This window comes from Mesorhizobium sp. ES1-4 (genome assembly GCF_020164745.1).
GTDB lineage: Bacteria > Pseudomonadota > Alphaproteobacteria > Rhizobiales > Rhizobiaceae > Mesorhizobium.
The window spans coordinates 1-23765 of the sequence record NZ_JAIUGV010000029.1; the positions used below are offsets into that span (position 1 = coordinate 1).

The window sequence follows — 23765 nt, forward strand, 5'->3', positions numbered from 1 at the left end:
CTCCTTTCAACCGCAATGAATCACGAACTCAAACCAAGGGGAATCCTGAATCCTTTAAAACGCGACAGGCTTTAGCCCGTTATGTAGCGCCACACCTGCGCATCGGGTTTGATCTGACCCGAGAGCACGAAGTATTTGTAGAGCACCAGCAGGGAGATCGCCTGTTCGGTCCGCTCGTCGTCGAATGTCCGGCAATAGGCGTTCGCGGCGGCGATGATGCGCTCCGCCTTCGCTGGATTCCGCTCGAAATAGGCCACTTGGTCCGAAAGGTTCGAGAAATCCGCATCGAGCGGCACGTAATGCACATTGGCTTCGAGCTGCCGCTCCGCGAACCATGTCTCATAAGTCGGTGGCGGCATCATGCAGAGCGACTTCGAATTCATGATCCATTTGAGATTGGTCGCCACGTCATTGCCTTCGAGCGAGACGATGTAGCGGTAGCGCTGGTGCTGGCTGATGGTGAGAAAAGGCTTGGCGTATTCGGCCGGCGCGTTGGGCTTGTGCGAACCGGCATCACAGAACGGCAGGTCGCGCACGGCCTCGAGAAACCTTGTCCTGATCGGGTTGTTGAGATCGCCGCGCCAGACCACGGCCGGCAGCTTGTCGGCGAACGACATGGCGTCAGCAGCCATCTGGAAGTGACGAAACTTGTCGAGCTTCATGATGATCGCGTTGCTGTCGTCGGCCCGGATTGGCCGGTCCTTGACGATCGAGGGCACCTTGGGCACCTTTCTGACGTCGCCGAATTCCAGGTCGATGAGCAGGCCGGGATCGAAGTAGCGGGCGAATTCCTTCAGGTCGTAATAATACATGGTCGGCGTGAAGGGCAGTTTGCCGATGCGCTTGGCATTGGCACTTGGCGCGAAGCCGTCCTGCAGTTTGTTATAGTAGTTCAACCTGCGGCGAGCCGCCTCACCGGAAAGCCTGGCCCTTTCGAGACGGCCAGCCAGCCTGGCGCGAAACAGCGCTTGCGGAGCGACATCGCGCGCAACGTTTCTCGCATAATAGAAAACTCTTGCTGCGGTCCGCGAAATTGTGGCCATCGGTCACTTGATCAAAACAGGCAGTTCTCAATTCATTGGCCCGCGTTTCCTACATCATTATGGCGCCCATCTGGCAAGCCCCGCATCTCCTCCAGCCAGCATCCAGGCATTGTCGCTTCAGCTGTTGTGTTTGACGGCTAATGCTCCTAGGCAGGTTCAGGGCCGCAAGGCAGCGAAAAAAGGAGCCGATATGGCGCGAGCACCAAACTACGATCAGGAACGCAAGGAGCGCGACCGCCAGAAAGCGGCCAAGAAGGCTGAAAAGCTGGCAGCCAAGGTTGCCGCGCGCGAACGTTCGAAGCCTGAAACCGAGACGCAGACCGAAACCGAGGAGTAACGTCGTACGGCCCGCGAATGCGGGCCGCGACTCAATCCGAATTGTCGGTGTCAGCCTATGTCAGGCTGGCGCCTTGTCGCTGATGAAAACATCCACCTCCCGCGCCGCGGCGATGAAAGCGCGGCGGGCATTCATCGCCGGCTTGTCGCCGGCGAGCGCGTCGTGGCAGGCCTGCAGCGCCGCGCGATGCTTGGCGCTGCGCTTGCCGGGCCAGCTGTTGAGGAGGTAGTCGGAAGCCTCCCTTGCAGAACGCAAGAGCTGAGTGCTTCCGGCCGTGGCGGATTTCACGGTCACAGGCGTTTCAAACCGATTGTTTTCCATCGCCGCTCTTACGCCATTGGCTTGCTCGAAGCGAGGCCGAAAGTGCGCTTCGCCCTGGATGCCGCCGCTTTTTCCGCGAGCGCACTGCCGCATGGACCGCACTAGGCAGCGACTACGGCAAATCCCCTGGCGCGAAGGCCACGTCGGTCGTTGGCGAGCGACGTCACCAGCCGGTCACGGCTGCCGACGATGTGGGCCGAGAGCAGCCGCGCGGCTTCATCGGCCTGACCGAGGCGTGTGGCGGCAAGGATGGCGCGATGTTCGCGCCAGGCGCGGCCAAGAGCCGTTTCATCACGCACTTCCAGCCAGCGGGCCCGCGACAGGCGCGTCATTGCATCACGAACCGCCCGGAACAGGAATTCGTTGCCGGAGAGCCGCGCCAGCTCGATGTGAAAATCCATGCCGACACGATGCCATTCCTCGCGCGGGGTGTTTTCGTCACAGGAATCGAGCATCGCCTCGATGACATCGATGGCGCTCTTGTCGGCTTGCCCGCATGTCAGCCGCAGCGCCGCGATCTCGACCGCCTCGCGATAGACCGCGATCTGCTCGAGTTCGGCGAGGTTGATCGGCGAGACCGTCCAGCCGCGCCCGTCCCTGCCGACCAGCCCCTCGGTCTCCAACCGCAGAAGTGCCGCCCTGACCGGCGTGCGCGAGGCGCCGAAACGGCCCTCGATCCAGCGCTCCGTCAGCCGCTCTCCCGGCCCGATCTCGAGCGCCAGGATCATCTCGCGAAGCTGCCGCTCAACATTCTGCATCTGCGACATCGCGCTTCCTTTCCAAAGCCGCATTGACAGCGACCGGCTTGAAGTTCATGACGGATACCAGTTTGGTATCCCAAAATGGTATCCTCGACAAGCGCCGATACCGGGGGCAGGCAGGACATGACACGGGAAGACACGCAAAGCGGCTACAACATCCACTGGCGGCGCAATCTCGCCGTCTGCTTCGCGGGCTCGTTCAGCACGCTGATCGCCATGACCCTGCTGCTCCCCTTCCTGCCGCTCTATGTCGAACAACTCGGCGCCCAGGGCCATGCCGCCATCGTACAGTGGTCCGGCATCGCCTATGGCGCCACCTTCTTCGCCGCGGCGATGGTCGCGCCGCTGTGGGGACGCCTGGGCGACCGCTACGGGCGTAAGGTGATGCTGGTGCGCGCCTCTTTCGGCATGGCGATCTGCATGTCGCTGACGGGCATGGTCGAAACGGTCTGGCAATTGGTTCTGCTGCGCCTGTTGATCGGCTTCGCCGGCGGCTATTCCTCGGGTTCGACCATACTGGTGGCCATGCAGACGCCGAAGGACCGCTCCGGCTGGGCGCTGGGCATCCTGTCGGCGGGCATCACGGCGGGCTCGCTGGTCGGCCCCCTGCTCGGCGGCGTGCTGCCGCCGGTGATCGGCATTCGAGCCACCTTTCTGTTGTCGGGCGGCGTGATCTTCCTCGCCTTCCTGGCGACGACCTTCCTTATCAAGGAGAGCCCGCGTCCCAGGCCAGCCAAAGCCGATGCGGCGGCAAAGCCGAAAAGCGGCTGGTCACGGATCCCGGACAAGCGCCCGGTCGTGGCCATGCTGACCACCGGCATGCTGCTCGCCTTCGCCACGATGTCGATCGAGCCGATCATCACCGTCTATGTACAGCAACTCATCGAGGACCAGAGCCGGGTGACGCTGGTCGCCGGCGTTGTGATGTCGGCGGCCGCGCTCGGCACCATCCTGTCTGCATCATGGCTTGGCAGACTCGCGGACCGGATCGGGCACTGGAACGTTGTCGTGGGAGCGCTCGCCGTCTCGGCGCTGCTGCTCATCCCGCAGGCTTTTGTCACCAGCGCCTGGCAGCTTATCGGCCTGCGTTTCCTGATGGGTCTGGCTTTGGGCGGCCTGCTGCCCTGCATCACCAGTGTCATCAGGCACAACATCCCCGACGGCGTTGGCGGCAACGTGCTTGGCCTGGCGATCTCGGCGCAGTATGTCGGGCAGGTCGCGGGACCGCTCGCCGGTGGTTTTGCGGGTGGCCATTTCGGCATGCCGGCGGTGTTTCTCGGCACGTCGGTGCTGATGGCGCTAGGCGCCGTCTACAACTGGATTGTCCAGTCGCGGCGGACACGGCATATGGCGCTCGAAGCGGGCCAGCCCTGAGGCTTGCCCGAGCAGCAAAAAAGAAGGAGCACGCCGACCATGAACCTCGCCGATCCAAACGGCAGCCGCCTCCTCGTGCTGGCCGGCGGTCTCGTCGGCGCGTCGGGTGTGGCGCTGTCGGCAGCGGCCGCGCACCGCGGCGGCGCCTTCACCGGCACGGCCGCGTCGTTCCTCCTGATGCATGCGCCGGTCTTTCTCGCCATTGGTCTGACCGGCGCAAACCGCTGGCTGCGCATCGCAAGCCTGATTCTGCTTGCCGGACTGCTGCTCTTCGCGGGCGATCTTCTCGCCCGCGATTTTTGGGGATCAAGGCTGTTTCCGATGTCGGCGCCAATCGGCGGCACCCTGCTCATTGCCGGCTGGCTGGCGATAGCAATCTCCGTCGTGGCCCGTCCGCGACCCTGAAATGATCGCTCCGGTTCAATCCCGGCGGCGTTCCGGGCGAACCCAAAGGTCGCGATTGCGCGCCGCGGGTTCTGCCCGGCGCCGCGCCTCGGGTCGCTCCGCGGCCGGCGCGATGCCCCAGTAGTTGCGATAGATGTCTTCGAACAGATGTTTGATGGGATGCATGACTCATCCTCCTTGGTTTTGAATCGGTTCAATCATTGGGTGCGAAAAGAGCCGCCTGGTCAGCTCCGCTTGCGCACCACAAGGAAACGAAGGTCGCGAATCCATGGACCAGTTTCACCACGACGCCTGGCTTTGTCGGTGGCCGACCCGACATTCCAGTCATTGCGATAGACGTCGTCGAAAAGAAAATTGACGGGATGCATGGCACTCTTCCCCGGCTAATCGAGCAGGCTAAGCCGCCCATTTGGATCGATTCAAGATAAACCCCTGACAGGTCGCCGGTCAAGCAGATTTTGAATCGATCCAATGAAAACACTGGCTGCAAATCGGGAACGTGCTAAATGAGTGTCAGGAGGCACGCGCAAATGTCGTCACTCACCGCAGGCAATAGACGACCCGTCCGGCTGGCCGACATCGCAAAGGCCGCCGGTGTTTCGCACGGCACCGCGTCCAATGTATTCAGCCGCCCCGAGATCGTGCGCGAGGAAGTCCGCGACCGGGTTCGCGCGGCAGCCGAGGCGATGGGTTATGCCGGACCCGATCCAAAGGGACGGCTGCTGCGCGCCGGCAAGGTCAATGCCATCGGCGTTGCCACCGCCGAACCCCTCTCCTACTTCTTCGACGATCCGTTCGCGCGCGTCATGATGGCGGGAATTTCGCAGGCCTGCGATGCGACGGGAGCCGGCATCTCCCTGGTCTCGGCCGCCAACAACGAGCAGCTTGCCTGGAACATCCAGAGCGCTCTGGTCGACGGCTTCATCGTCTTTTGCATCGAAGGCGGCTCGCGCCTGGTGGAATTGGCACGCGAGCGCAAGCTGCCCTTCGTCGCGCTCGACCTCGATTCCGAGGACGGGTCGGTCGCGGCGATCGGGGTCGACAACATCGCCGGCGCCGGCTTGGCGGCCCGCCATCTCACCGATCTGGGACATCGCCGCTTCGCCGTCCTGGCGCTGCCCTTCGCCGACGACAGGACGGGCCTTGTTTTGCCCGAACAGGTCCGGGCCGCAACCTATGCAGGGACGCGCGACCGCCTCACCGGCTATCTCCGGGAGCTTGCGCGGGTTGGCATCGATACATCCAAAGTGCCTGTCTACGAGACCGCCAATGACGTGGCGAGCACGAAGGCGGGGCTCGAAACCGTCTTCGCCTCCGACACGCCGCCCACCGCCATCCTGGCCATGTCGGACAGAATAGCCCTGGTGGCACTCGAATGGCTGAGCGCACGCGGACTGCGCGTGCCTGACGATGTTTCCGTCGTCGGTTTCGACGGTGTTCCCGAAGCAGCGGTGTCCGAGCCACCATTGACCACCATCGCGCAGCCGATTGCCGAGATGGGCCGCCTGGCCGTCAGGGCGATCCTGGAGAGCGACGGCCCGGTCAGCCGACACCAACTGCCGGTCGAACTGATCGTGCGGGGCTCGTCGGGCCCGCCCCGTGGTTGAACCGCACGCCGAACGCCTATCGGTTGGCCGTTGCCACGGCAGAAACACCGAAAGGCGCGCCAGCCGGCGAGGAATCCTTTTGGGTCGTGCGGGGCTTGCCCGAACCACTCATGGTCGACAGCCATTCGAGATAGAAGGCGAGCGCGAACTGCATCGCGATGCCGGCCGATATCAGCAGGCTGTCATAGACGAACCCGCCCGGATTGATCAGCTTCATTACCTGGGCAACCATGGCGATCAGCGTGCCGGCGATGAAGACCGGCAGCGATCGTTTGCCCAAGATCGCCAGCGGATGGTCAGGGTTGGTGCGGAAAAGATTTGACAGTGCCGGCAGGGCAACGACGAGGTAGCTGACCGCCAGGATGTGCAACAGCCGCGGCAGCGACAGGAACGTCTTGTCGAAGCCGCCGATCACCACCGGCAGGTTGAACCACGTTATCTTCCCCCAGAGCGGGCTATGCACCCACGCCAGCGCCGCCAGCACATAGGCCGCGGCCGCGCCGACAAGCCAGCGGTTGACCGGAATGACACCGCCGCGCCTGACATGCAGCATGGCGGCAAGGCCGATGTTGAACAGGAACTGCCAGGAGAGCGGATTGAGGAACCAGAAGCCGGGCTCGGGATAATTGGGCGGCGCGATCTGCCAGATTCCGGCTACGAGCCACAGCGTGCCTGATACGGCGAGGGCCGCGACGGGCCTGTAGTTGACGAACAGGACGAAGGCCGGCGCCATCAAAAGCAGCGCTGCGTAGACCGGAAGGATGTTGTTGTAGCCGAGCTGGTGGCCGAGCGTGGCGATGCCGACCAGCACCTGGGGGGTGTTCTTCATCAGCGGCTCGAGGTTGATGAGCTTCAGCAGTTCCGGCCGACTGGCAAGCACCGCCACGGCGCAGAACAGCGCCATCACCACCATCGTCGTGACGATATGGGCGACGTAGAGCACACCCGCCCGCCGCCACATCTTCAAGGTAGCCAGAAGCCGGCCTCCCGGCCGGAATTTCGTGCCGTAGGCGAGCGCGACCGAGATGCCGGAAATCAGCACGAACGCTTCGGCCGCGTCCGAGAAGCCGAAATTCCTGTAGGTCAGGGCCTCGAAAGCCGTGCCCGGCACATGGTCGATGAAGATCGTAAGCAGGGCCAGCGCGCGCAGTACATCGATACGCGTGTCGCGTTGCTGCAAGACGCGCAAATCGCGATCTGGCGAAACAGGGATGGTCATCGACAAAAGGCCTCAAAGCTGGTTGTTCGTATCCAGCAATGCGACCCCCCACGCACCGCTTCGATTCTTCCCACCGGGATTATATCGACGCGGAAACGGGCTGGAATGCGCCTGGTTCAATCAACTTTCACGGAGCATGGAAACATTGCGTTTTGAAGCCGGCAAATTGAGCGAAACCTCATACAATCAACGGGATGCGATATGACCGGCGCCAACGTCGAAAACGGCCCGTTGATCCTGGATCTGGCCTTTCCGTATCGTCTCCTCGGCGACGGCGACGGCGGCCGTGGATGCCTGTTCCTGCTGCATGGATCGGGTGTCGACGAGACAAGCATGGTGGCGCTGGCGAGGCGCATGGCACCCGGCGCCGTCCTGATCGCGGTGCGTGGCCGTATCCCCCAGGAGGAGGGTTTTCGCTGGTTCGAACGAATCACGCCGACCACTTTCGAGCAGACAAGCATTCACGCGGAGACAGCTGCCTTCGCCGCATTCGCCGGCCAAGCCGTCGCGCGCCACGGGCTTGATCTCAATCGCGTAACATTCCTCGGCTATTCGAACGGCGCCAATCTGGTTTCGAGCCTGATGCTGCTTCACCCCGGCATCGTCCGCAGTGCGGCGCTGCTGAGGCCAATGCCTGTGCTCGACCATGTGCCGGCGGCGGACCTTGCGGGAACACGGACGCTGATCATTGCCGGAGCCGCCGACGAGACCTACGGGCCGTTCGCGCCGGCCCTGGTGACGCTGCTCAGCCGGCACGGCACAGAAATCGACGCCCGGATTGTTCCATCGGGCCACGAAATCGGCGACCCGGATGCCGTGATCGTCAGGCACTGGCTGGCGGGATCTGATGTCGTGACGTAGGCAGGCCGGCCTGCTCGCGCCAGGCGGCGACCCGTATGGCAGCGAGCGGCAACAGGGTAAGATACGCCGCCGCACGGGCCGAGACGCGGCGATTCACCAACAAAACAGCCCGGCTCTTCCATTGTCCACAGCGGCGACATATCACTGTTACAGATTGCCTATCGAGATACTGTTCACTGAGGGGAGGTCTGCATGGCCGACAAGAACAGCATCACTCTGCTCGACGACACTTCGACATTGCCGGCAATCGTTGCCGATCCGTCGGACATCGCCAGGATCGAAAGCACGATCGACGTCAGGGATCGTGCCGGCATTTCGGTTTATGGGGACCGTGCCCAGCAGGCCGTCAGCGACTATGCCGACAAGATCCTGGGCCAGTTGCGCAACCGCGATCTTGGGGACACCGGCGATCTCCTGACCGACATCATCATGAAGGCCAAAAATCTCGATCCGGCCTCGCTGAAGGACCAGGGATTTCTCAGTGGCCTGTTCTCGTCGTTCAAGGCACGGCTCGAACGCTTCAAGGAAAAATACGAGGACGTGGCGGGACAGATCGACCGCATCGGTCTTGAACTCGACCGCCACAAGGACACGTTGCGGCGCGATATCGCGGTGCTCGACGACCTGCATGAACAGACCAAGGATTCCATCCTCAAGCTCGATGCCTATGTGCAGGCCGGCAAGAAGTTCGTCGACGATTATCGCGCCAACGAGTTGCCGAAGCTGAAGATATCGGCGGATTCGGCCGGCGGCGACGTCGGCGGCACGTTGGAGGCGCAGACCTATCAAGACGCGGTGCAGGCGCTCGATCGGCTGGAAAAGCGCGTCTTCTACCTGGTTCAGGCGCGCCAGCTTGGCATCCAGCAATTGCCGCAGATCCGCATCGTCCAGTCCGGCGACGAGACGCTGATCGAGAACCTGCAGGCGACATCGGCGCTCACCGTGCCCGCATGGAAGCAGAAGATGGTCATCCTGCTTGGACTGACCAACCAGAAGTCGGCGCTCGAACTGCAAAAGACGGTGACTGACGCCACCAACGAGATGATCCGCCAGACGTCGAAAATGATGAAGGATCAGGCGATCTCGATCGAGGAGCAGGCGCAGCGCGGCATTGTCGATGTCGAAACGCTGGCGCAGGCCAATCGCGACCTCATAGACACGGTGCAAGGCGTGCTCAAGGTCCAGCAGGAGGGCCGCCAAAAGCGGGCCGACGCCGAAAAGCAGATGGACCAGATGACGATCGATCTGAAGAAAGCGCTGACCCAGGCCTGATCGGAACCGCCATGCCGAAGACGCTGACGTCCGTTCTGCTGCTCGCCTTCGCGGTGCTGCTGGCGGCCTGCAATTCGAGCCATGTGAAATTCTCGATCGTCTCCGGCTCCGAAAACACGGTGCTGGAGCCGATCGTTCAGGAATTCTGCGCCAAGCAGGGCGCGACCTGCACTGTTTCCTATAAAGGCTCCCTCGACATCGGCCTTGGCCTGCAGAAGCCCGGCGGTCTCGACCAGGACGCGGTGTGGCCGGCATCGAGCGTCTGGGTCGACCTGTTCGACACCGGCCGCAAGGTGCGCAACCTGACTTCGATCGCGCAGATGCCGGTTATTCTGGGCGTGCGCAAATCCAAGGCCGCCGAACTTGGCTGGGTCGGCAAACCGGTGTTCATGAAGGACATCCTGGCCGCGGTGAAGGACGGCAAGCTGAAATTCCTGATGACGTCGGCGACGCAGTCCAATTCGGGCGCCAGCGCCTACCTCGCCATGCTGTCCAGCGCGCTTGGCGGCAAGGAAGTGATCGAGCCGGGCGATCTCGACAATCCGAGCGTGCGCGACACGGTCGGCACGCTGCTGCAAGGCGTCGAGCGTTCGTCAGGCTCGTCGGGCTGGCTTGCCGACCTCTACGTCGACAGCGCCGGCAAGGGCACCGTCTACGACGCGATGTGGAACTACGAGGCGACGCTGAAGGAGACCAACGACAAGCTCAAGCAGATGGGCAAGGAGCCGCTCTATGCCATCTATCCGGCCGACGGCGTCGCGGTCGGCGACTCGCCGCTCGGCTTCATCGACCACGGGCGCGGAGCCGATGTCGAAAAATTCTTCACCGACCTGCTCGCCTATCTGCAGTCCGACGCCGTGCGCAAACGCATCGCCGATACCGGCCGCCGGCTGCCGCTCGGCGGCGCGGCAATCCAGGCCACCGCCGAGCCGGATTGGAACTTCGATCCCGGCAAGCTGGTGACATCGATTCGCATGCCGGAGCCGGCCGTGATCCGCAAGGCACTGGACCTTTATCAGGAGGCCTTGCGCAAACCTTCGCTGACGGCACTATGCTTCGACTTCTCCGGCTCGATGCAAGACCAGGGCGAGAAACAGTTGCAGGCGGCCGCCCAATTCCTGTTCACGCCGGAAAAGGCGAGCGAAGTGCTGGTGCAATGGACGCCGTCCGACCGCATCTTCGTGCTGCCTTTCGACGCCGTCGTGCGTGACACGTTCGAGGCAAGCGGCGATGCGGCGGGCCAGGGTGAGTTGCTGGCGGACGTTGCCCAGCAGCGCGCCGGCGGCGGCACCGACATGTATGCCTGCGCCGACCAGGCTTTGCAGAAGATCGTCGCCACGGCGAATCTCTCAAAATACCTGCCGGCCATCGTCATCATGACCGACGGCCGCACCGATGGTGGCTCTGACCTGTTTCTCGCTCACTGGCGCGGCGCCGCCGTGCGCGTGCCGGTGTTCGGCGTCACATTCGGAGATGCGGACAAGAGCCAGCTCGACAGCCTCGCCAAGGCGACCTCGGCGCGGGTCTTCGACGGCAGCGGCGACCTGGCCGGCGCCTTCCGCGCCGCGCGCGGCTACAATTAGAGCCTGCCGGATGCGTGGCTTCGGCAATGACTGGAACTGGATCGTGGCAGGCGCCGTTTCTGCGGCCCTGCTCCTGGGGCTGAGCTTCTACACGCATTTCCCGTTTCTGGTGTCGGCGATCGTCGCCGCGCTTGTCTTTGCCGGGCTGGTGTTCGTTCTGGCGCCGCGCCAGCTTTTCGAGGGGCTCGATCTCAGCACGCTCAGCGGCAGCAAAGTGGCTTTCGCCCGCGAACTGTTGGCGCAGGCGCAACCGGCCGCGGACCGTCTGTCGGCCGCCGCCGGATCGATCGCCGACAAGGACATGAAGGCCAAGGTGAAGAACCTGTCCGACATCGCTGCCGACGTCATTTCCAAGGTCGAGACGAAACCGGAAACCGCGCCCTCGGTGCGGCGTTTCCTCACCTACTACGTGCCGCAGGCTGCGGAAGTGGCGGAAGGCTACGCGACGCTGGCCAACCGACGAGCACCGAGCCAGGCAAGGCTTGCCAATGTCGGCGCCGTGATCACCAAACTGCAGGACGCTTTCGTGCATTACGCCGACAGCCTGGCCGATAGCGAACTCGGCACGCTCGACGTCGACCTGCGACTCATTCAGGAGTCGCTGAAAGAGGATATCGGACACTGATGGCCATTTCGCGCCGCGCTTTCGGACTGGGTCTGCTGGCGGCCGCCGCTGCCGGCACCGGCGGCTATCTGACGCTGAAGGATCGTCCCGAGTTCCGCGGCTATCTCGGCAACAAAGCGCATCTGTTCGGTTTCATCGGCGGTGAGAAACAGGCTTTCCTCGCCGATCCCGATGTTGTCCACGCGCTTGGTGGCTATGGGCTGGAGCTTGACGCACGCGTCGCCGGTTCGGTGGAGATGGTACGCGAATCCGCGCTCTTGTCGCAGAAGCCGCAGTTCCTGTGGCCGTCCTCGTCGATCATGGTCGACCTCGCTCGCAAAAGCGGCGTCCCGGTCCGCAACGACCAGGTGGTGCTCAACTCGCCGATCGTCGTCTACACCTGGGGGCCGGTGGTCGAAGGCTTGAAGAAGAGCGGACTGGTCACGGTCGCCGCCAAGGGCGGTTACAACCAGCTCGATCTCAAGGCCCTGCTCGATGCCATCCTGGCCGGCAAGAACTGGTCCGATCTCGGCATAGACGAACTTTACGGCCGCGCCCGCATCGTCTCGACCGATCCCAACCGGTCGAATTCCGGTTTCATGTTTTCGGGCCTGGTGCTGAGCCTGATGAGCGGTGACGTGGCGACACAGGAACTGCTTGCCCAGCATGGCGACCAGGCCAAGGCGATCTTCCGCGGCATGGGCCTGAAGTCGTCATCCTCGGGAAAGCTGTTCGACCAGTATATCGCCGGCGGGCTTGGCGCCGAGCCAATGGTGGTCGGCTACGAAAACCAGTTGGTCGAATGGGCGCTCGCCGATCCCGCACGCTGGCAAAGGGTGCAGGCGGGCGCCGGCGCCAAGCCCGAGATCCTCTACCCCAGGCCCACGGTCTATTCGGCGCATCCGCTGATTGTCATCGATCCATCGGTCGACCGGTTGCTGGAGGCACTGACCAGCCCGAAACTGCAGGAACTGGCCTGGTCGAAGCACGGGTTCCGCGGTCCGCTCGGCACCGTCACCGGCGGCGCCGATGCCGCGATCGCCGGTGTGCGGCCGGCGGAAATCGAGGCAGTGCTGCCGATGCCCTCGGCGGACGTGATGCTGTCGTTGCTTGCCCAGTTGGAAGGCTGAGCACGCGTCGAACCGCGTTCGACTTCGCTGCCTTGCGAACATGCCGCCGAGGCGTCAGCGCGATACCGATGCGGCTTTTGCGGACAGGCCGGCGACCGCTGAATAGCCGTCGCGCCCTACCCGCGCCCCATCCTGTTCCAGGCGTCGAGCCCTGCGATTTTGTAGGCCTCCGCCAGCGTCGGATAGTTGAAGGTGTTGTTGACGAAGAAGTCGACCGTGCCGCCGAGATTGATCACCGCCTGGCCGATGTGAATGAGTTCGGTGGCGCCCTCGCCGACGATATGGGCGCCGAGCAGGCGCCGCGTCTCGATCGAGAACAACAGCTTCAGGAAGCCGGTGTCGACGCCCATGATGTGGCCGCGCGACGTCTCGCGGAAGCGCGCGACACCAACCTCATAGGCGCCGCCGCCTTGGCGCACCTGTTCCTCGGACTGGCCGACCGTCGAGATCTCCGGCACCGCATAGATGCCGTAGGGAAAGGTCTCCGGCGGCGCCTGCAGGGTCATGCCAAAGGCATGGCAGGCGGCCACCCTGCCCTGCTCCATCGAGGTGGAGGCGAGGCTCGGAAAGCCGATGACGTCGCCAGCGGCGTAGATATTGGGCACGCTGGTCTGGAAAGTCTGCGGATCGACCTTGATGCGACCCCTGGAGTCGGCTTCGATGCCGACGACGTCGAGGCCGAGGCTGCCGATATTGCCGGTACGGCCGGCGGCGTAGAGCACGACCTCGGAGCGGATGGTTCGGCCATCGGCCAGTTCCACCTCGGCGGCTTCCGGCCTGGAGCGGATTTCCTTGACAGCGCTGCCCAGCCTGATCGTCATGCCGCGGTCGCGCATCTGGTGGATGAAATCGTCGACGATCTCCCGGTCGACGAAATCGAGGATGGAGTTGCGCGGCTCGACCAACGTCACCGGTACGTCGAGCGCGGAAAAGATCGTGGCGTATTCGACGCCGATGACGCCGGCGCCGATCACCGTCAGCGTGCGCGGCAGGCGGTGGAGTTCGAGCATCTCGTCACTGTCGAAGACACGGGTCTTGTCGAAGGGTACGTCGGCCGGCCGATGCGGCCTGGTGCCGACCGCGATCAGCGCATTGGCGAAACCGACTTCGCTGTAGTCGCCATTGTCCGCTGTCAGGCTGACCCTGTTAGGGCTGATGAATTTGACCGCGGCACGGGCGCTCTTGACCGTGTTGCGCATGAATTGATGCTGCAGCACCTCGACCTCATGGTCGAGCGTCTTGTGCAGGCGCTCTATCAGGTCGCCGACCGAGATATCCTGCTTGACCCGATAGCCGCGTCCATAGAAGCCGCGCTCGCGCCAGCCCGAAAGGTTGAGAACCGTCTCGCGCAAAGTTTTCGACGGGATGGTGCCGGTGTGCACCGAGACGCCGCCAAGACGCCGGCCCCGATCGACCACCAGCACCGATTTGCCGAGTTTGGCCGATTGCACCGCCGCGCGGCGGCCCGAGGGGCCGCTGCCGATGACCAGCATGTCGTAGTCCATATTGCCCGCCCCCTCGGCGTCTTGTTGCGCCGCAGCAAGCTAACGCCATTCACACCGCAAATTCAACCGGTTCAGATCGTTGGCCCGCTCTACGCTGCCCGGCGCGCGGCGAAACGGTCCGATCTTGATTCCGCCGTGACCCTTCACCATTTCTGGTGAGGTGGGGCACAGGCTAAACAGGCCCCTGTTACGAGGAAATGACATGAACGCTCGCGTTCTCGACGGCGACATCACCAACACCCGGCTGGACGATGTCAGGGCTTACGAAGGCGTGCGTACAAGGCGCGTCCTGGCCTTTGTGCTCGACTATATCATCGTCGCCCTGCTGACCATTCCGTTCGCCATCCTGGTGTTCTTCCTCGGGATTTTGACCCTTGGCCTTGGCTGGATGCTGTTCGGCGTCCTGGTGCCGGGAGTCGCCATCCTCTACATCTGGAACACGCTGGGCAGTTCCGACCAGGCCACCACCGGCATGAGGATAATGGGCATTCGCCTCGACCGTCTTGACGGCACGCAGATCGATGGCCTCACCGCTGTCGTCCATTCCGTGCTGTTCTGGGCCGGCAACGTCATCCTGTCGCCGCTGGTCCTGCTGGTGACCCTGTTCACCGATCGCAAGCGCACGCTGCACGATCTTTTGCTGGGCACTGTCGTCAGCCGTACTGGCCGCTAAAACCGCCGCTCACGAGAAAACTACGGTCCCTTGAGCGCAAATGTGAAGGTGTTAAGGCAACCACACCTTCACAATCCTGTTGAATTTTTCGCCGCCGGAGCCAAAGGTAGAGCGATTCGAAGGAGTGTCTCCAAGGCTCGATGACGCAGCATCCGACCCAGTCGCCGCAGTTTTTCCTGACCGCGCCGTCGCCGTGCCCGTATCTCGACGGCCAGTTCGAGCGCAAGGTGTTCACGCATCTGGTCGGCGACAAGGCCCCGGAGATGAACGACCTGCTCACGCAAGGCGGCTTCCGGCGCTCGCAGAACATCGCCTACAGGCCGGCCTGCGAAACCTGCCGCGCCTGTGTATCCGTACGCATCCTGGCCCAGGAGTTTACCGCCAGCCGCAACATGAAGCGCGTGCTGCAGCACAATTCCGACCTCGTCGGCGCCATGCACAATGCCGAGCCCTCGACCGAACAATATTCGCTGTTTCGCGGCTACCTCGACGCCCGCCACCGCCGCGGCGGCATGTCCGATATGACGGTGCTCGACTACGCCATGATGGTCGAGGATACCCATGTCGACACCAAGGTGATCGAATACCGGCGGCGCGGACCCGATACCTTCATCACCGGCAAGGGTCAGGGTGAACTCATCGCGGTCGCGCTCACCGACAAGATGGCCGACGGCCTGTCGATGGTTTATTCCTATTTCAATCCCGATTTCGAAAGCCGCTCGCTTGGCACGTTCATGATCCTCGATCATATCGCGCGCGCCAAGGCGATGGGACTGCCCCATGTCTACCTTGGCTACTGGGTCAATGGTTCGCGCAAGATGAATTATAAGATGCGCTTCATGCCGCAGGAGCATCTCGGCCCAAAAGGCTGGGAGCGCTATACCAACGAAGCGGTCTGACGCTGAGTTTTCCCTCGATCCACGCTTAAACTGTTTCAAGGCAGGGGGTGCTGGTCTTTCAGCCGCCCGGCTGGAGAGTGCGCGACTACGCCGATCGGCCGCCGCCTGCATTCATTGCGAAAGTGCCTGCATGTCCTCTCACCATGATCACCAGAAGGGTGTTTTGATAACCGCCATCGGCGGACTGACATTGACCGTCGACATACCGTTGATCCGCCTTGCGGATGGCGGCGCCTGGACAATCCTTTTGCTGCGAACCGGGACCACTTTCATCGCCGCGATGATCATCTGGTCGGTCTGGCGCGCGCTGAGCCGGAATGTTCCGCCGCTCATCCCCGGCTGGTCCGGGCTGATCGTGGCGATATGCTATGGGCTGACCTCCATCAGCTTCGTCACCGCAGTGTTCCACACCTCGACCGCCGATCTGGTGTTCATCCTGGCCTTCAACACCGTGTTCGCTGGCTTGCTGTCCTGGATATTCCTGAGGGAAAGACCAAGGGCGGTGACGGTCGCGGCGATGTTGGTCATGATCCTCGGCGTGCTCGTCATCGTCGGCGGCTCCGTCGGCACAGGCAAGCTGTTCGGCGATTTCATGGCACTCTGCTCGGCCTTCTTCATCGCGGTCGCCATCACCATCTCGCGCGCCAGCGGCAAGGACATGGGATTCACCTCGCTCATCGGCGTCCTTCTGCCGCTTGGGCTGGCCACCTTCATGGTGACAGGCGAAGGCTTGCACGTGAACGCACCATGGTGGATCATCTTCAATGGCGCCGTCATCATGCCGATCTCGTTCTTCTGCCTCGCCGCCGGACCGAAATACATTTCGGGACCGGAGGTGGCGATGTTCTATTTGCTCGAAACCGTGCTGGCGCCGATCTGGGTGTGGTTGATCTTCGCCGAGACGCCGACCCGCAACAGCCTGATCGGCGGCGGCATCCTGATCGTCACGCTGGTCGCCCATTCGCTCTGGCAGTTGCATGATGGGCGCAAGCGGCGCGGCGACCTTGCGGTGCACCATCCAGCGTAGAGCCGCACCGAAGTCCTTATCCGGCGCTGGCCTTCTTCGCCGCACCCGGTTCGGGCAGGACCTCGATCTGTGGTCCGGTCTCGATCCCGGCCGCCGGGCCAGTTGTCGTCTCGTCGGAGAGTTCCACCTCGCGCAGCCACTCACGCCAGATCGCGACCAGCAGGGCCATCAGCACCGGGCCGATGAACAGACCGAGAAAGCCCATCGTCTTGACGCCACCGATCAGGCCGAAAAAGGTCGGAAGGAAGGGCAGCTTTATCGGCCCGCCGACGAGTTTCGGCCGCAAGGTCTTGTCGACGATGAACAGTTCGACCGTTCCCCATAGGAACAGCGCCAGGCCGGCCATCGGCGAGCCGCTGGCGGCGAGGTAGATCGACACCAGGGTGAAGGACAGCGGCGCACCGCCGGGGATAAGCGCCATCACGCCGGTCAGCGCGCCCAGCGTCACAGGTGACGGCACCCCGGCCAGCCAGTAGGCAATGCCCAGCACCAGCCCCTCGCCGATGGCAATCACGGTCATGCCCGTCACGGTCGAGGAAATGGTCGCCGGCACGACGCGCGAAATCCGCTCCCAGCGGGTCGGCAGGATGCGTTCGCCGAGGCGATCGATCTGGCCAGCGAAATTCTCGCCGTCGCGATAGGCGAAAAACAGGGCGATCATCATGAACAGCAGTGTCAGAAAGAGGCTGAAAGCGCTGCCGCCGGCGGCGAGCGCGCCGCGGTAGATGCTGCCGATATTGGCGCCGCTGACCAGCTGGATCAATTCGCCGATGCCGCCGGGATGGCCGAGATTGGTCGTCCATTGTTCGTTCAGCCACTCACCCACGACAGGCATGGTGGCGATCCAGGGCGGCGTCACCGCACCGTGCCGGTTGGTCTCTATCGCCCACCCGACCCATTCGCGCACCTCGTTGATGGCATAGGTGCCGGCAAGCGCGATCGGCACCACCAGGAAGGCAAGGATGAACAGGATGGCAAAGGTGGCGGCTATGGTGCGGTTGCCGCCAACGCCGACCAGCAGGCGACGGTAGAGCGGCCAGCTGGCGAAGGCGATGACGAGCGCGGCCAGCACCGGGAACAGGAAACCGTGGAAGAAATAGACGCCGGCGGCAACGATCAGCACCAGCAGCCAGCGCGCCGCGGACAGCGGCGGAATGACGGCCGACCGGAGCGGTGTCGACAGCCCGAACAGGCGCTGCTGTCGTTCCGGTTTCTGGATCCTGGTTTCCTTCAAGCGCCCTGTTCTCCCCGGCCCATCCAGTTATGCACCGACATAGTGGAGCAATCGTGACGATAGTCCAAATGGTGATGGTGACGCCTCTTCCTTCTTCGCCGGGCCGGAAGGAAGAAGCAGTGGCGTTCCTGGAACACTCCTCATCCTCGCCTGGCGAGGCCACCGTCCTGGGCGAATGACGGGCCTCGCCCGCCCTTCGGCCCCGGGGAAGAAGCGAGAGGCGCCCCGTTACCCGAATTTCCCAGTCCTCGGGAACCCTTTCGGCACCATACGCCCTGCGGATGCCCTCGCGCCGATCCACTCGGCCAGTTCCTCGCGCGAGCGGGTGAAGGTACGGTCGGCCGAATCCTGCCAGGAAAGACCGGTCTCCAGCGTGAACGGCTTGAGATCAAGCAGGCCGCCGTCCTTGTATTTCTGCAGCCGGACGCCCTTGCCGCGACCCATCTCCGGAATTTCCGAGAGCGCGAACACCAGCATCTTGCGATTCTCGCCGACGATGGCCAGGTGATCGCCGGTGACCGGCACGCAGCGCTTGGCTTCGTCGGGCGCCCTGACGTTCATAACCTGCTTGCCCTTGCGGGTGTTGGCGACGACCTCTTGCTCCGGAACGATGAAGCCGTTGGCATCATGCGAGACCAACAGCAGCTTGCGCTTGGGGTCGTGGACAAAAGCGGTGACGATGTCCTGGTCGTTGTCCATGTCGACGATGATGCGTATCGGCTCGCCATGGCCGCGCCCCCCCGGCAGCCGATCGGCGCCGATCGTGTAGAACTTGCCGCCGGTGGTGAAGACCAGAACCTTGTCGGTGGTCTGGGCATGGAAGGCGAGCTTGAGGCCGTCGCCTTCCTTGAAGGTCAACGCCGAGAGGTCGGCCAGATGGCCCTTCATTGCCCGCAGCCAGCCCTTTTCGGAAACCACCACGGTGACCGGCTCGCGCTCGATCATCGCGTGGGCAATGTCGGTCAGGTCGTGCTCTGGCGCATCGGCGAACTGGGTACGGCGCTTGCCGATCTCGGTCTCCGGTCCGAACTTGTCGCGAAGCTGTGTTACTTCCCACTTGATGGTCGACCACTGCTTTGCATCGGACGCCAGCAGCGCCTCGATCTGCTTCTTCTCGGTGGTCAGGCCATCGAATTCCTTGCGGATCTCGAATTCCTCCAGCTTGCGCAAGGCGCGCAGCCGCATGTTGAGGATGGCTTCGGCCTGGGTGTCTGTAAGCGACCAGCGGGCCATCATGACCTGCTTTGGCTCATCCTCCTCACGGATGATCTTGATCACCTCGTCGATGTTGAGATAGGCGATCAGGTAGCCGGCGAGGATTTCCAGCCGCCTCTCGATCTCGCCAAGGCGATGTTTCGAGCGACGGATGAGGACGTCGCGACGGTGATCCAGCCATTCCTGCAGCACGCCTTTCAGCGACAGAACGTTGGGCACCTTGCCGCGCGAGAGCACATTCATGTTGAGTGGGAAACGGCTTTCGAGCTCGGTGAGCTTGAACAGCGATTCCATCAGGATGCCAGGGTCGACGGAACGGCTCTTGGGCACCAGCACGACCCGGATGTCCTCGGCGCTCTCGTCCCGGATATCCTCGAGCAACGGCAGCTTGCGGGCCATCAACAGCTCGGCGATCTTCTCGATCAGCCGCGCCTTCTGCACGCCATAGGGGATTTCGGTGACGACGATGCTCCAGGTGCCCCTGCCCTGGTCTTCCTGGCTCCATTTCGACCGCACGCGAAACCCGCCGCGGCCGGTCTCGTAGGCTTCGAGGATGGAGGCGCGGCTGTCGACGATGATGCCGCCGGTCGGGAAATCCGGGCCTTGGACGAAATCCATCAGCTTCGCCACCGACGCGTCGCGATGCTCGATCAGGTGCAGTGCGGCGTCGCAAAGTTCGGCCGCATTGTGCGGAGGGATCGATGTCGCCATGCCGACCGCGATGCCGGACGAGCCGTTGGCCAGGAGATTGGGGAAGGCACCGGGGAGCACGACCGGCTCCTCGTCCTCTTCATTGTAAGTCGGCCGATAGTCGACGGCATCCTCGGTGATGCCGGCAAGCAATTCGGTCGCCACGTCGGTCATGCGCGCTTCGGTGTAGCGCATGGCGGCGGCATTATCGCCGTCGATGTTGCCGAAATTGCCCTGGCCATCGACCAGGGGGTAGCGCATCGAAAAATCCTGCGCCAGCCGTACCAGCGCGTCATAGATCGACTGGTCGCCATGTGGGTGGAACTTACCCATCACCTCGCCGACGATACGGGCGCATTTGGCAAAGCCCTGGTCGGGATTGAGGCGCAGCAGGCGCATGGCATGCATGATGCGTCGGTGGACCGGCTTCAACCCGTCGCGCACGTCCGGCAGCGCCCGGTGCATGATGGTCGACAGCGCATAGGCGAGGTAGCGCTCTTCCAGCGCCTTTTTCAGGTCGACGGGTTCGATATGATCGCCACCGCCATCTTCAGGCGGCAAAAGCCTTTTTCCCATGGGCTGGACCTAGCCGAGCGGGTGATTCGCGGCAAGAGGCGCGCACCGCACCAATCGATTGCGCACTTTCCGCAACCGGAAACCGTAAGGTCGAGCTTGCCGGCCAACATCAATCTGTTACATGCCGCCTCTATTGGGAAGCACGCTGTCGGCCTGACCTTCATGCCAAATTCACTGCATTCTCCAATAGCGTTCGGATCGGGTTTGCCTTTCACCGCGATTTTGGACAATTGTGCCGGGACACGCCTTTTTCCCGTCCAGTTCATCACGGAATGGTGATGGCGCAAAGAATTGAAAAAACCAATTTCAGGACACTCTCAGGGACCTTGCGATGACAATCAAACGCTCAACTCTCCGGAAATTCGCTCTTTCGACCTTCTTGCTTACACTGCCGCTGAATGCGGCCCTTGCCCAGGACGCCGCGGTCGCGGACCGGCTGAAGGCGGCACTCGCGGCCCAGGGCGTCGACATCTCCTGGACCGGCGTAACCGGCGACAACACCAGCATGGTGCTGCAGGGCGTGTCGGTGAAACCGGCCGCCGAAAAGGAAGCGCTGCCGATCGGCGACGTCAAGCTCGAGAACATCACCGAAGCCAATGGCGGCTATGATATCGGCACCGTATCGACCTCGGCCTTCGAACACAGCAAGGACGGTGTCACCCTCGATCTCAGCCCGTTCGTCATCCACGACATGACGGTCCCGGCCGACGGCTCCACCGGTCCGCTTGGTTCGCTGATGATGTACAAGTCCGCCGAACTGTCGAACATGACGGTCAAGGTCGCCGACAAGACCGCCTTCTCGATGGATGGTCTTGCCATCGAGATCACGCCGCCTGCCGACGGCAAGCCGATGGAATTCAGCGCCAATACGGAGAAGTTCACGGCCGATCTCTCGCTGGTCGACGATCCCAAGTCCAAGGAGGTCATCAACGCGCTCGGATACCAGAACATCTCGGGCAATCTCGAAATGGCTGGCACCTGGCAGCCATCGGACGGCAAGATGGAGCTGTCGAAATACGATATCTCCGTCGAGAATGCCGGCACGCTCGGCATGACCTTCGATCTCGGCGGCTACACGATCGACTTCATCAAGTCGCTGCAGGAAATGCAGAAGAAGATGGCCGCACAGCCGGAAGGCGCCGACAATTCGGCGCAAGGCATGGCCATGCTCGGCCTGTTGCAGCAGCTTTCGTTCAACAGCGCCTCAATCCGCTTCGACGACGATTCGTTGACCGGCAAGGTGCTGGACTATGTCGGCAAGCAGCAGGGCATGTCGGCCAAGGACATCGCCAACCAGGCCAAGGCGATCGTGCCGTTCGGCATGGCGCAGCTCAACAACCCCGAACTGACGGCGGAGGTGACCGCGGCGGTCAGCAAATACCTCGACGATCCGAAGAGCCTCGAAATCTCAGCCGAGCCGCCGGCGTCGGTGCCGTTCGCGCTGATCATGGCAGGCGCCATGTCGAACCCGCTCGACCTGCCGAAGACACTCGGCGTCAGCGTCAAGGCCAACGAGGACTGATCGAAACGATCTCAATACGCAAAAGCCCGGCAGCGATGCCGGGCTTTTCTGTTGGATTGCTGAATCGAAAGCATCGGTTCGAGCGAGTACCTGAAGTTAAGCCTGAAGCTCCCGTCAGGCATCCTTCTTGGTCGGCGCGACACGCAGCGCCAGTTCACGAAGCTGCTGCGGCGAGGCTTCCGATGGCGCGTTCATCAACAAATCATAGGCCTGCTGATTCATCGGGAACATGGTGATTTCGCGCAGGTTCTTGGCGCCGACCAGAAGCATGACGACGCGGTCGACGCCGGCCGCCATGCCGCCATGCGGCGGCGCGCCATACTGGAAGGCGCGATAGAGGCCGCCGAAGCGCTCCTCGACCGTGGCGCGGTCCAGCCCGACCGTCTCGAATGCCTTGACCATAGTTTCGGGCAGATGGTTGCGGATACCGCCAGAGGCGATCTCGAAACCGTTGCAGACCATGTCGTACTGGAACGCCTTGATGCCGAGCAGATCCTCGCCGTTCAGCGCATCGATGCCACCTTGCGGCATGGAGAAAGGATTGTGGGCGAAATCGATCTTCTTCTCCTCCTCGTTCCATTCGAAGAACGGAAAATCGACGATCCAGCACAGTTCGAAGCGTTCGCGGTCGACGAGGTTCAGCTCTTCGCCGGCACGGGTGCGCGCCGCTCCGGCAAAGGAAACGAACTTCTTCGGATCGCCGGCGACGAAGAAGGCGGCATCGCCGTCGGCAAGGCCGAGCTGCTGGCGGATCGCCTCGGTGCGCTCCTCGCCGATGTTCTTGGCGAGCGGGCCGGCGCCTTCGAGCTTTTCGCCCTCCTTGCGCCAGAAGATGTAGCCCAGCCCCGGCTGGCCCTCGCCTTGCGCCCAGGAGTTCATGCGGTCGCAGAAGGCGCGGCTACCGCCGGTCTTGGCGGGAATGCCCCAAACCTCTGCCTTCGAGTCGTTGGCCAAGATATTGGCGAACACCTTGAAACCGGAATCGCGGAAATGATCGGAGACGGCCTGCATCTCGATCGGGTTGCGCAGATCGGGCTTGTCGGAGCCGTATTTGCGCATGGCGACATCATAGGGGATGCGCTGGAATTTCTGCGTCACCGGCTTGCCGTTGGCGAAGGTCTCGAAGACGCCCCGCATCACCGGTTCCATGGTCGACAGCACGTCGTCCTGCTCGACGAAGCTCATTTCGAGGTCGAGCTGGTAGAATTCGCCGGGCAGGCGATCGGCACGCGGGTCTTCGTCGCGGAAGCAGGGCGCGATCTGGAAATAGCGGTCGAACCCCGACACCATGATCAACTGCTTGTATTGCTGTGGCGCCTGCGGCAGCGCGTAGAAAGTACCGGGATGGATGCGCGACGGCACCAGGAAGTCGCGTGCGCCTTCGGGCGAGGACGCGGTGAGGATCGGCGTCGAGAACTCGGTGAAGCCGGCATCGGTCATGCGCTTGCGCATCTCCGCGATGATCTTCGTGCGCGCCACGATGTTCCTGTGCAGCGTCTCGCGGCGCAGGTCGAGGAAGCGGTACTTCAGCCTGATGTCCTCGGGATAGTCCGGTTCGCCGAACACCGGCAGCGGCAATTCCTTGGCCGCCGACAGCACCTCGATCTCGCGGGCGAAAATCTCGATCTCGCCGGTCGGCAGGTTGGCATTGACCGTCTCGGGCAAGCGCGCTTTGACTTCGCCGTCGACGCGGATCACCCATTCGCCGCGCAAGGTCTCGGCGACCTTGAAGGCAGGCGAATCGGGATCGGCGACGATCTGGGTCAGGCCGTAGTGGTCGCGCAGGTCGATGAAGAGCAAGCCGCCATGGTCGCGCACACGATGCACCCAGCCCGACAGGCGAACGGTCGAGCCGACGTCGCTCTTTCTCAACTGGGCACAGGTGTGGCTGCGGTAACGATGCATTG

The 23765-nt window shown here is 62.9% G+C and carries 24 protein-coding genes; 14 read left to right on the forward strand and 10 right to left on the reverse strand.

The features are described from left to right. Positions 1-71: 71 nt before the first annotated feature. A complete protein-coding gene (locus LB556_RS30345) occupies positions 72-1043 on the reverse strand; it encodes a glycosyl transferase family 90 (RefSeq protein WP_224571136.1) in 972 nt (323 codons plus the stop codon). Between the two features lie 190 nt (positions 1044-1233). Here LB556_RS30345 and LB556_RS30350 point away from each other — a divergent pair, with 190 nt between their 5' ends. Then, a complete protein-coding gene (locus tag LB556_RS30350) occupies positions 1234-1380 on the forward strand; it encodes a hypothetical protein (RefSeq protein ID WP_224571137.1) in 147 nt (48 codons plus the stop codon). 60 nt (positions 1381-1440) lie between these two features. Here LB556_RS30350 and LB556_RS30355 read toward each other — a convergent pair whose 3' ends face one another. Together LB556_RS30355 and LB556_RS30360 are read right to left on the reverse strand one after the other, a co-directional pair. After that, positions 1441-1794 carry a DUF982 domain-containing protein gene (locus LB556_RS30355; protein ID WP_411908627.1) on the reverse strand — a complete coding sequence of 118 codons (354 nt, stop codon included), beginning with the start codon at positions 1792-1794 and terminating at the stop codon, positions 1441-1443. 8 nt (positions 1795-1802) lie between these two features. After that, positions 1803-2468, reverse strand: a complete 666-nt coding sequence (locus tag LB556_RS30360; protein WP_224571138.1) for a GntR family transcriptional regulator — start codon at positions 2466-2468, stop codon at positions 1803-1805. Positions 2469-2585: 117 nt separating this feature from the next. Here LB556_RS30360 and LB556_RS30365 point away from each other — a divergent pair, with 117 nt between their 5' ends. Then, positions 2586-3836, forward strand: a complete 1251-nt coding sequence (locus tag LB556_RS30365; RefSeq protein ID WP_224571139.1) for an MFS transporter — start codon at positions 2586-2588, stop codon at positions 3834-3836. 39 nt (positions 3837-3875) lie between these two features. Further along, a complete protein-coding gene (locus LB556_RS30370; RefSeq protein WP_224571140.1) occupies positions 3876-4241 on the forward strand; it encodes a DUF423 domain-containing protein in 366 nt (121 codons plus the stop codon). A gap of 15 nt (positions 4242-4256) precedes the next feature. Here the strand turns inward: LB556_RS30370 and LB556_RS30375 are convergent, their stop codons facing one another. Both LB556_RS30375 and LB556_RS30380 read right to left on the reverse strand, forming a co-directional pair. After that, the gene (locus tag LB556_RS30375) at positions 4257-4406 is read right to left on the reverse strand and encodes a hypothetical protein (RefSeq protein WP_224571141.1); all 150 of its coding nucleotides are present in this window, start codon (positions 4404-4406) and stop codon (positions 4257-4259) included. Positions 4407-4465: 59 nt separating this feature from the next. Next, positions 4466-4609: a hypothetical protein gene (locus LB556_RS30380; protein ID WP_224571142.1), complete on the reverse strand. Its 144-nt coding sequence runs from the start codon at positions 4607-4609 to the stop codon at positions 4466-4468. Positions 4610-4771: 162 nt separating this feature from the next. Here LB556_RS30380 and LB556_RS30385 point away from each other — a divergent pair, with 162 nt between their 5' ends. Further along, positions 4772-5848 carry a LacI family DNA-binding transcriptional regulator gene (locus tag LB556_RS30385; protein WP_224571143.1) on the forward strand — a complete coding sequence of 359 codons (1077 nt, stop codon included), beginning with the start codon at positions 4772-4774 and terminating at the stop codon, positions 5846-5848. Positions 5849-5864: 16 nt separating this feature from the next. Here the strand turns inward: LB556_RS30385 and LB556_RS30390 are convergent, their stop codons facing one another. Next, positions 5865-7067, reverse strand: coding sequence for an OpgC family protein (locus tag LB556_RS30390; protein ID WP_224571144.1), 1203 nt, complete (start codon positions 7065-7067; stop codon positions 5865-5867). A 201-nt stretch (positions 7068-7268) separates the two neighbouring features. Here LB556_RS30390 and LB556_RS30395 point away from each other — a divergent pair, with 201 nt between their 5' ends. The 5 genes from LB556_RS30395 (at position 7269) to LB556_RS30415 (ending at position 12517) form a co-directional block, all read left to right on the forward strand. Next, a complete protein-coding gene (locus tag LB556_RS30395) occupies positions 7269-7928 on the forward strand; it encodes an alpha/beta hydrolase (protein ID WP_224571145.1) in 660 nt (219 codons plus the stop codon). Between the two features lie 192 nt (positions 7929-8120). Continuing rightward, complete coding sequence (locus LB556_RS30400; protein WP_224571146.1) at positions 8121-9200, forward strand: toxic anion resistance protein; 1080 nt, start codon at positions 8121-8123, stop codon at positions 9198-9200. 11 nt (positions 9201-9211) lie between these two features. Continuing rightward, positions 9212-10783 (forward strand): substrate-binding domain-containing protein, encoded by a 1572-nt coding sequence (locus tag LB556_RS30405; protein ID WP_224571147.1) that lies wholly within the window; start codon positions 9212-9214, stop codon positions 10781-10783. 10 nt (positions 10784-10793) lie between these two features. After that, a complete protein-coding gene (locus tag LB556_RS30410) occupies positions 10794-11408 on the forward strand; it encodes a 5-bromo-4-chloroindolyl phosphate hydrolysis family protein (protein ID WP_224571148.1) in 615 nt (204 codons plus the stop codon). Further along, on the forward strand, positions 11408-12517 hold the full coding sequence (locus tag LB556_RS30415) for a hypothetical protein (RefSeq protein WP_224571149.1): 1110 nt from the start codon (positions 11408-11410) through the stop codon (positions 12515-12517). The genes LB556_RS30410 and LB556_RS30415 overlap by 1 nt, the downstream gene beginning before the upstream one ends. A gap of 116 nt (positions 12518-12633) precedes the next feature. Here the strand turns inward: LB556_RS30415 and sthA are convergent, their stop codons facing one another. Then, a complete protein-coding gene (gene sthA / locus LB556_RS30420) occupies positions 12634-14022 on the reverse strand; it encodes a Si-specific NAD(P)(+) transhydrogenase (protein WP_224571150.1) in 1389 nt (462 codons plus the stop codon). 202 nt (positions 14023-14224) lie between these two features. Here sthA and LB556_RS30425 point away from each other — a divergent pair, with 202 nt between their 5' ends. The 3 genes from LB556_RS30425 (at position 14225) to LB556_RS30435 (ending at position 16621) form a co-directional block, all read left to right on the forward strand. Beyond that, positions 14225-14695, forward strand: a complete 471-nt coding sequence (locus tag LB556_RS30425; RefSeq protein ID WP_224571151.1) for an RDD family protein — start codon at positions 14225-14227, stop codon at positions 14693-14695. 140 nt (positions 14696-14835) lie between these two features. Continuing rightward, entirely contained in the window at positions 14836-15594 is a 759-nt protein-coding gene (locus tag LB556_RS30430) for an arginyltransferase (RefSeq protein ID WP_224571152.1), read from the forward strand. A 130-nt stretch (positions 15595-15724) separates the two neighbouring features. Further along, positions 15725-16621, forward strand: a complete 897-nt coding sequence (locus tag LB556_RS30435; RefSeq protein ID WP_224571153.1) for a DMT family transporter — start codon at positions 15725-15727, stop codon at positions 16619-16621. A 16-nt stretch (positions 16622-16637) separates the two neighbouring features. Here LB556_RS30435 and LB556_RS30440 read toward each other — a convergent pair whose 3' ends face one another. Together LB556_RS30440 and parC are read right to left on the reverse strand one after the other, a co-directional pair. Next, positions 16638-17855 (reverse strand): AI-2E family transporter, encoded by a 1218-nt coding sequence (locus tag LB556_RS30440; RefSeq protein WP_224571154.1) that lies wholly within the window; start codon positions 17853-17855, stop codon positions 16638-16640. A gap of 228 nt (positions 17856-18083) precedes the next feature. Next, positions 18084-20336, reverse strand: a complete 2253-nt coding sequence (gene parC, locus LB556_RS30445; protein WP_224571155.1) for a DNA topoisomerase IV subunit A — start codon at positions 20334-20336, stop codon at positions 18084-18086. On the opposite strand from parC, the gene LB556_RS30450 reads away from it, so the two are divergent. Together LB556_RS30450 and LB556_RS30455 are read left to right on the forward strand one after the other, a co-directional pair. After that, entirely contained in the window at positions 20292-20615 is a 324-nt protein-coding gene (locus tag LB556_RS30450; protein WP_224571172.1) for a hypothetical protein, read from the forward strand. The two genes, parC and LB556_RS30450, sit on opposite strands and share 45 nt — an antisense overlap. A gap of 52 nt (positions 20616-20667) precedes the next feature. After that, positions 20668-21858 carry a hypothetical protein gene (locus LB556_RS30455; protein ID WP_224571156.1) on the forward strand — a complete coding sequence of 397 codons (1191 nt, stop codon included), beginning with the start codon at positions 20668-20670 and terminating at the stop codon, positions 21856-21858. A 114-nt stretch (positions 21859-21972) separates the two neighbouring features. On the opposite strand, the gene aspS is transcribed toward LB556_RS30455, so the two are convergent. Further along, positions 21973-23763: an aspartate--tRNA ligase gene (gene aspS / locus LB556_RS30460; protein ID WP_224571169.1), complete on the reverse strand. Its 1791-nt coding sequence runs from the start codon at positions 23761-23763 to the stop codon at positions 21973-21975. Between the last annotated feature and the right edge of the window lie 2 nt (positions 23764-23765).

Coding starts and splice junctions, on each gene's coding strand:
- LB556_RS30345 (WP_224571136.1), bottom strand. CDS start 1,043: ATGGCCACAATTTCGCGGACCGCAGCAAGAGTTTTCTATTATGCGAGA.
- LB556_RS30350 (WP_224571137.1), top strand. CDS start 1,234: ATGGCGCGAGCACCAAACTACGATCAGGAACGCAAGGAGCGCGACCGC.
- LB556_RS30355 (WP_411908627.1), bottom strand. CDS start 1,794: ATGCGGCAGTGCGCTCGCGGAAAAAGCGGCGGCATCCAGGGCGAAGCG.
- LB556_RS30360 (WP_224571138.1), bottom strand. CDS start 2,468: ATGTCGCAGATGCAGAATGTTGAGCGGCAGCTTCGCGAGATGATCCTG.
- LB556_RS30365 (WP_224571139.1), top strand. CDS start 2,586: ATGACACGGGAAGACACGCAAAGCGGCTACAACATCCACTGGCGGCGC.
- LB556_RS30370 (WP_224571140.1), top strand. CDS start 3,876: ATGAACCTCGCCGATCCAAACGGCAGCCGCCTCCTCGTGCTGGCCGGC.
- LB556_RS30375 (WP_224571141.1), bottom strand. CDS start 4,406: ATGCATCCCATCAAACATCTGTTCGAAGACATCTATCGCAACTACTGG.
- LB556_RS30380 (WP_224571142.1), bottom strand. CDS start 4,609: ATGCATCCCGTCAATTTTCTTTTCGACGACGTCTATCGCAATGACTGG.
- LB556_RS30385 (WP_224571143.1), top strand. CDS start 4,772: ATGTCGTCACTCACCGCAGGCAATAGACGACCCGTCCGGCTGGCCGAC.
- LB556_RS30390 (WP_224571144.1), bottom strand. CDS start 7,067: ATGACCATCCCTGTTTCGCCAGATCGCGATTTGCGCGTCTTGCAGCAA.
- LB556_RS30395 (WP_224571145.1), top strand. CDS start 7,269: ATGACCGGCGCCAACGTCGAAAACGGCCCGTTGATCCTGGATCTGGCC.
- LB556_RS30400 (WP_224571146.1), top strand. CDS start 8,121: ATGGCCGACAAGAACAGCATCACTCTGCTCGACGACACTTCGACATTG.
- LB556_RS30405 (WP_224571147.1), top strand. CDS start 9,212: ATGCCGAAGACGCTGACGTCCGTTCTGCTGCTCGCCTTCGCGGTGCTG.
- LB556_RS30410 (WP_224571148.1), top strand. CDS start 10,794: ATGCGTGGCTTCGGCAATGACTGGAACTGGATCGTGGCAGGCGCCGTT.
- LB556_RS30415 (WP_224571149.1), top strand. CDS start 11,408: ATGGCCATTTCGCGCCGCGCTTTCGGACTGGGTCTGCTGGCGGCCGCC.
- sthA (WP_224571150.1), bottom strand. CDS start 14,022: ATGGACTACGACATGCTGGTCATCGGCAGCGGCCCCTCGGGCCGCCGC.
- LB556_RS30425 (WP_224571151.1), top strand. CDS start 14,225: ATGAACGCTCGCGTTCTCGACGGCGACATCACCAACACCCGGCTGGAC.
- LB556_RS30430 (WP_224571152.1), top strand. CDS start 14,836: ATGACGCAGCATCCGACCCAGTCGCCGCAGTTTTTCCTGACCGCGCCG.
- LB556_RS30435 (WP_224571153.1), top strand. CDS start 15,725: ATGTCCTCTCACCATGATCACCAGAAGGGTGTTTTGATAACCGCCATC.
- LB556_RS30450 (WP_224571172.1), top strand. CDS start 20,292: ATGATCGCCACCGCCATCTTCAGGCGGCAAAAGCCTTTTTCCCATGGG.
- parC (WP_224571155.1), bottom strand. CDS start 20,336: ATGGGAAAAAGGCTTTTGCCGCCTGAAGATGGCGGTGGCGATCATATC.
- LB556_RS30455 (WP_224571156.1), top strand. CDS start 20,668: ATGACAATCAAACGCTCAACTCTCCGGAAATTCGCTCTTTCGACCTTC.
- aspS (WP_224571169.1), bottom strand. CDS start 23,763: ATGCATCGTTACCGCAGCCACACCTGTGCCCAGTTGAGAAAGAGCGAC.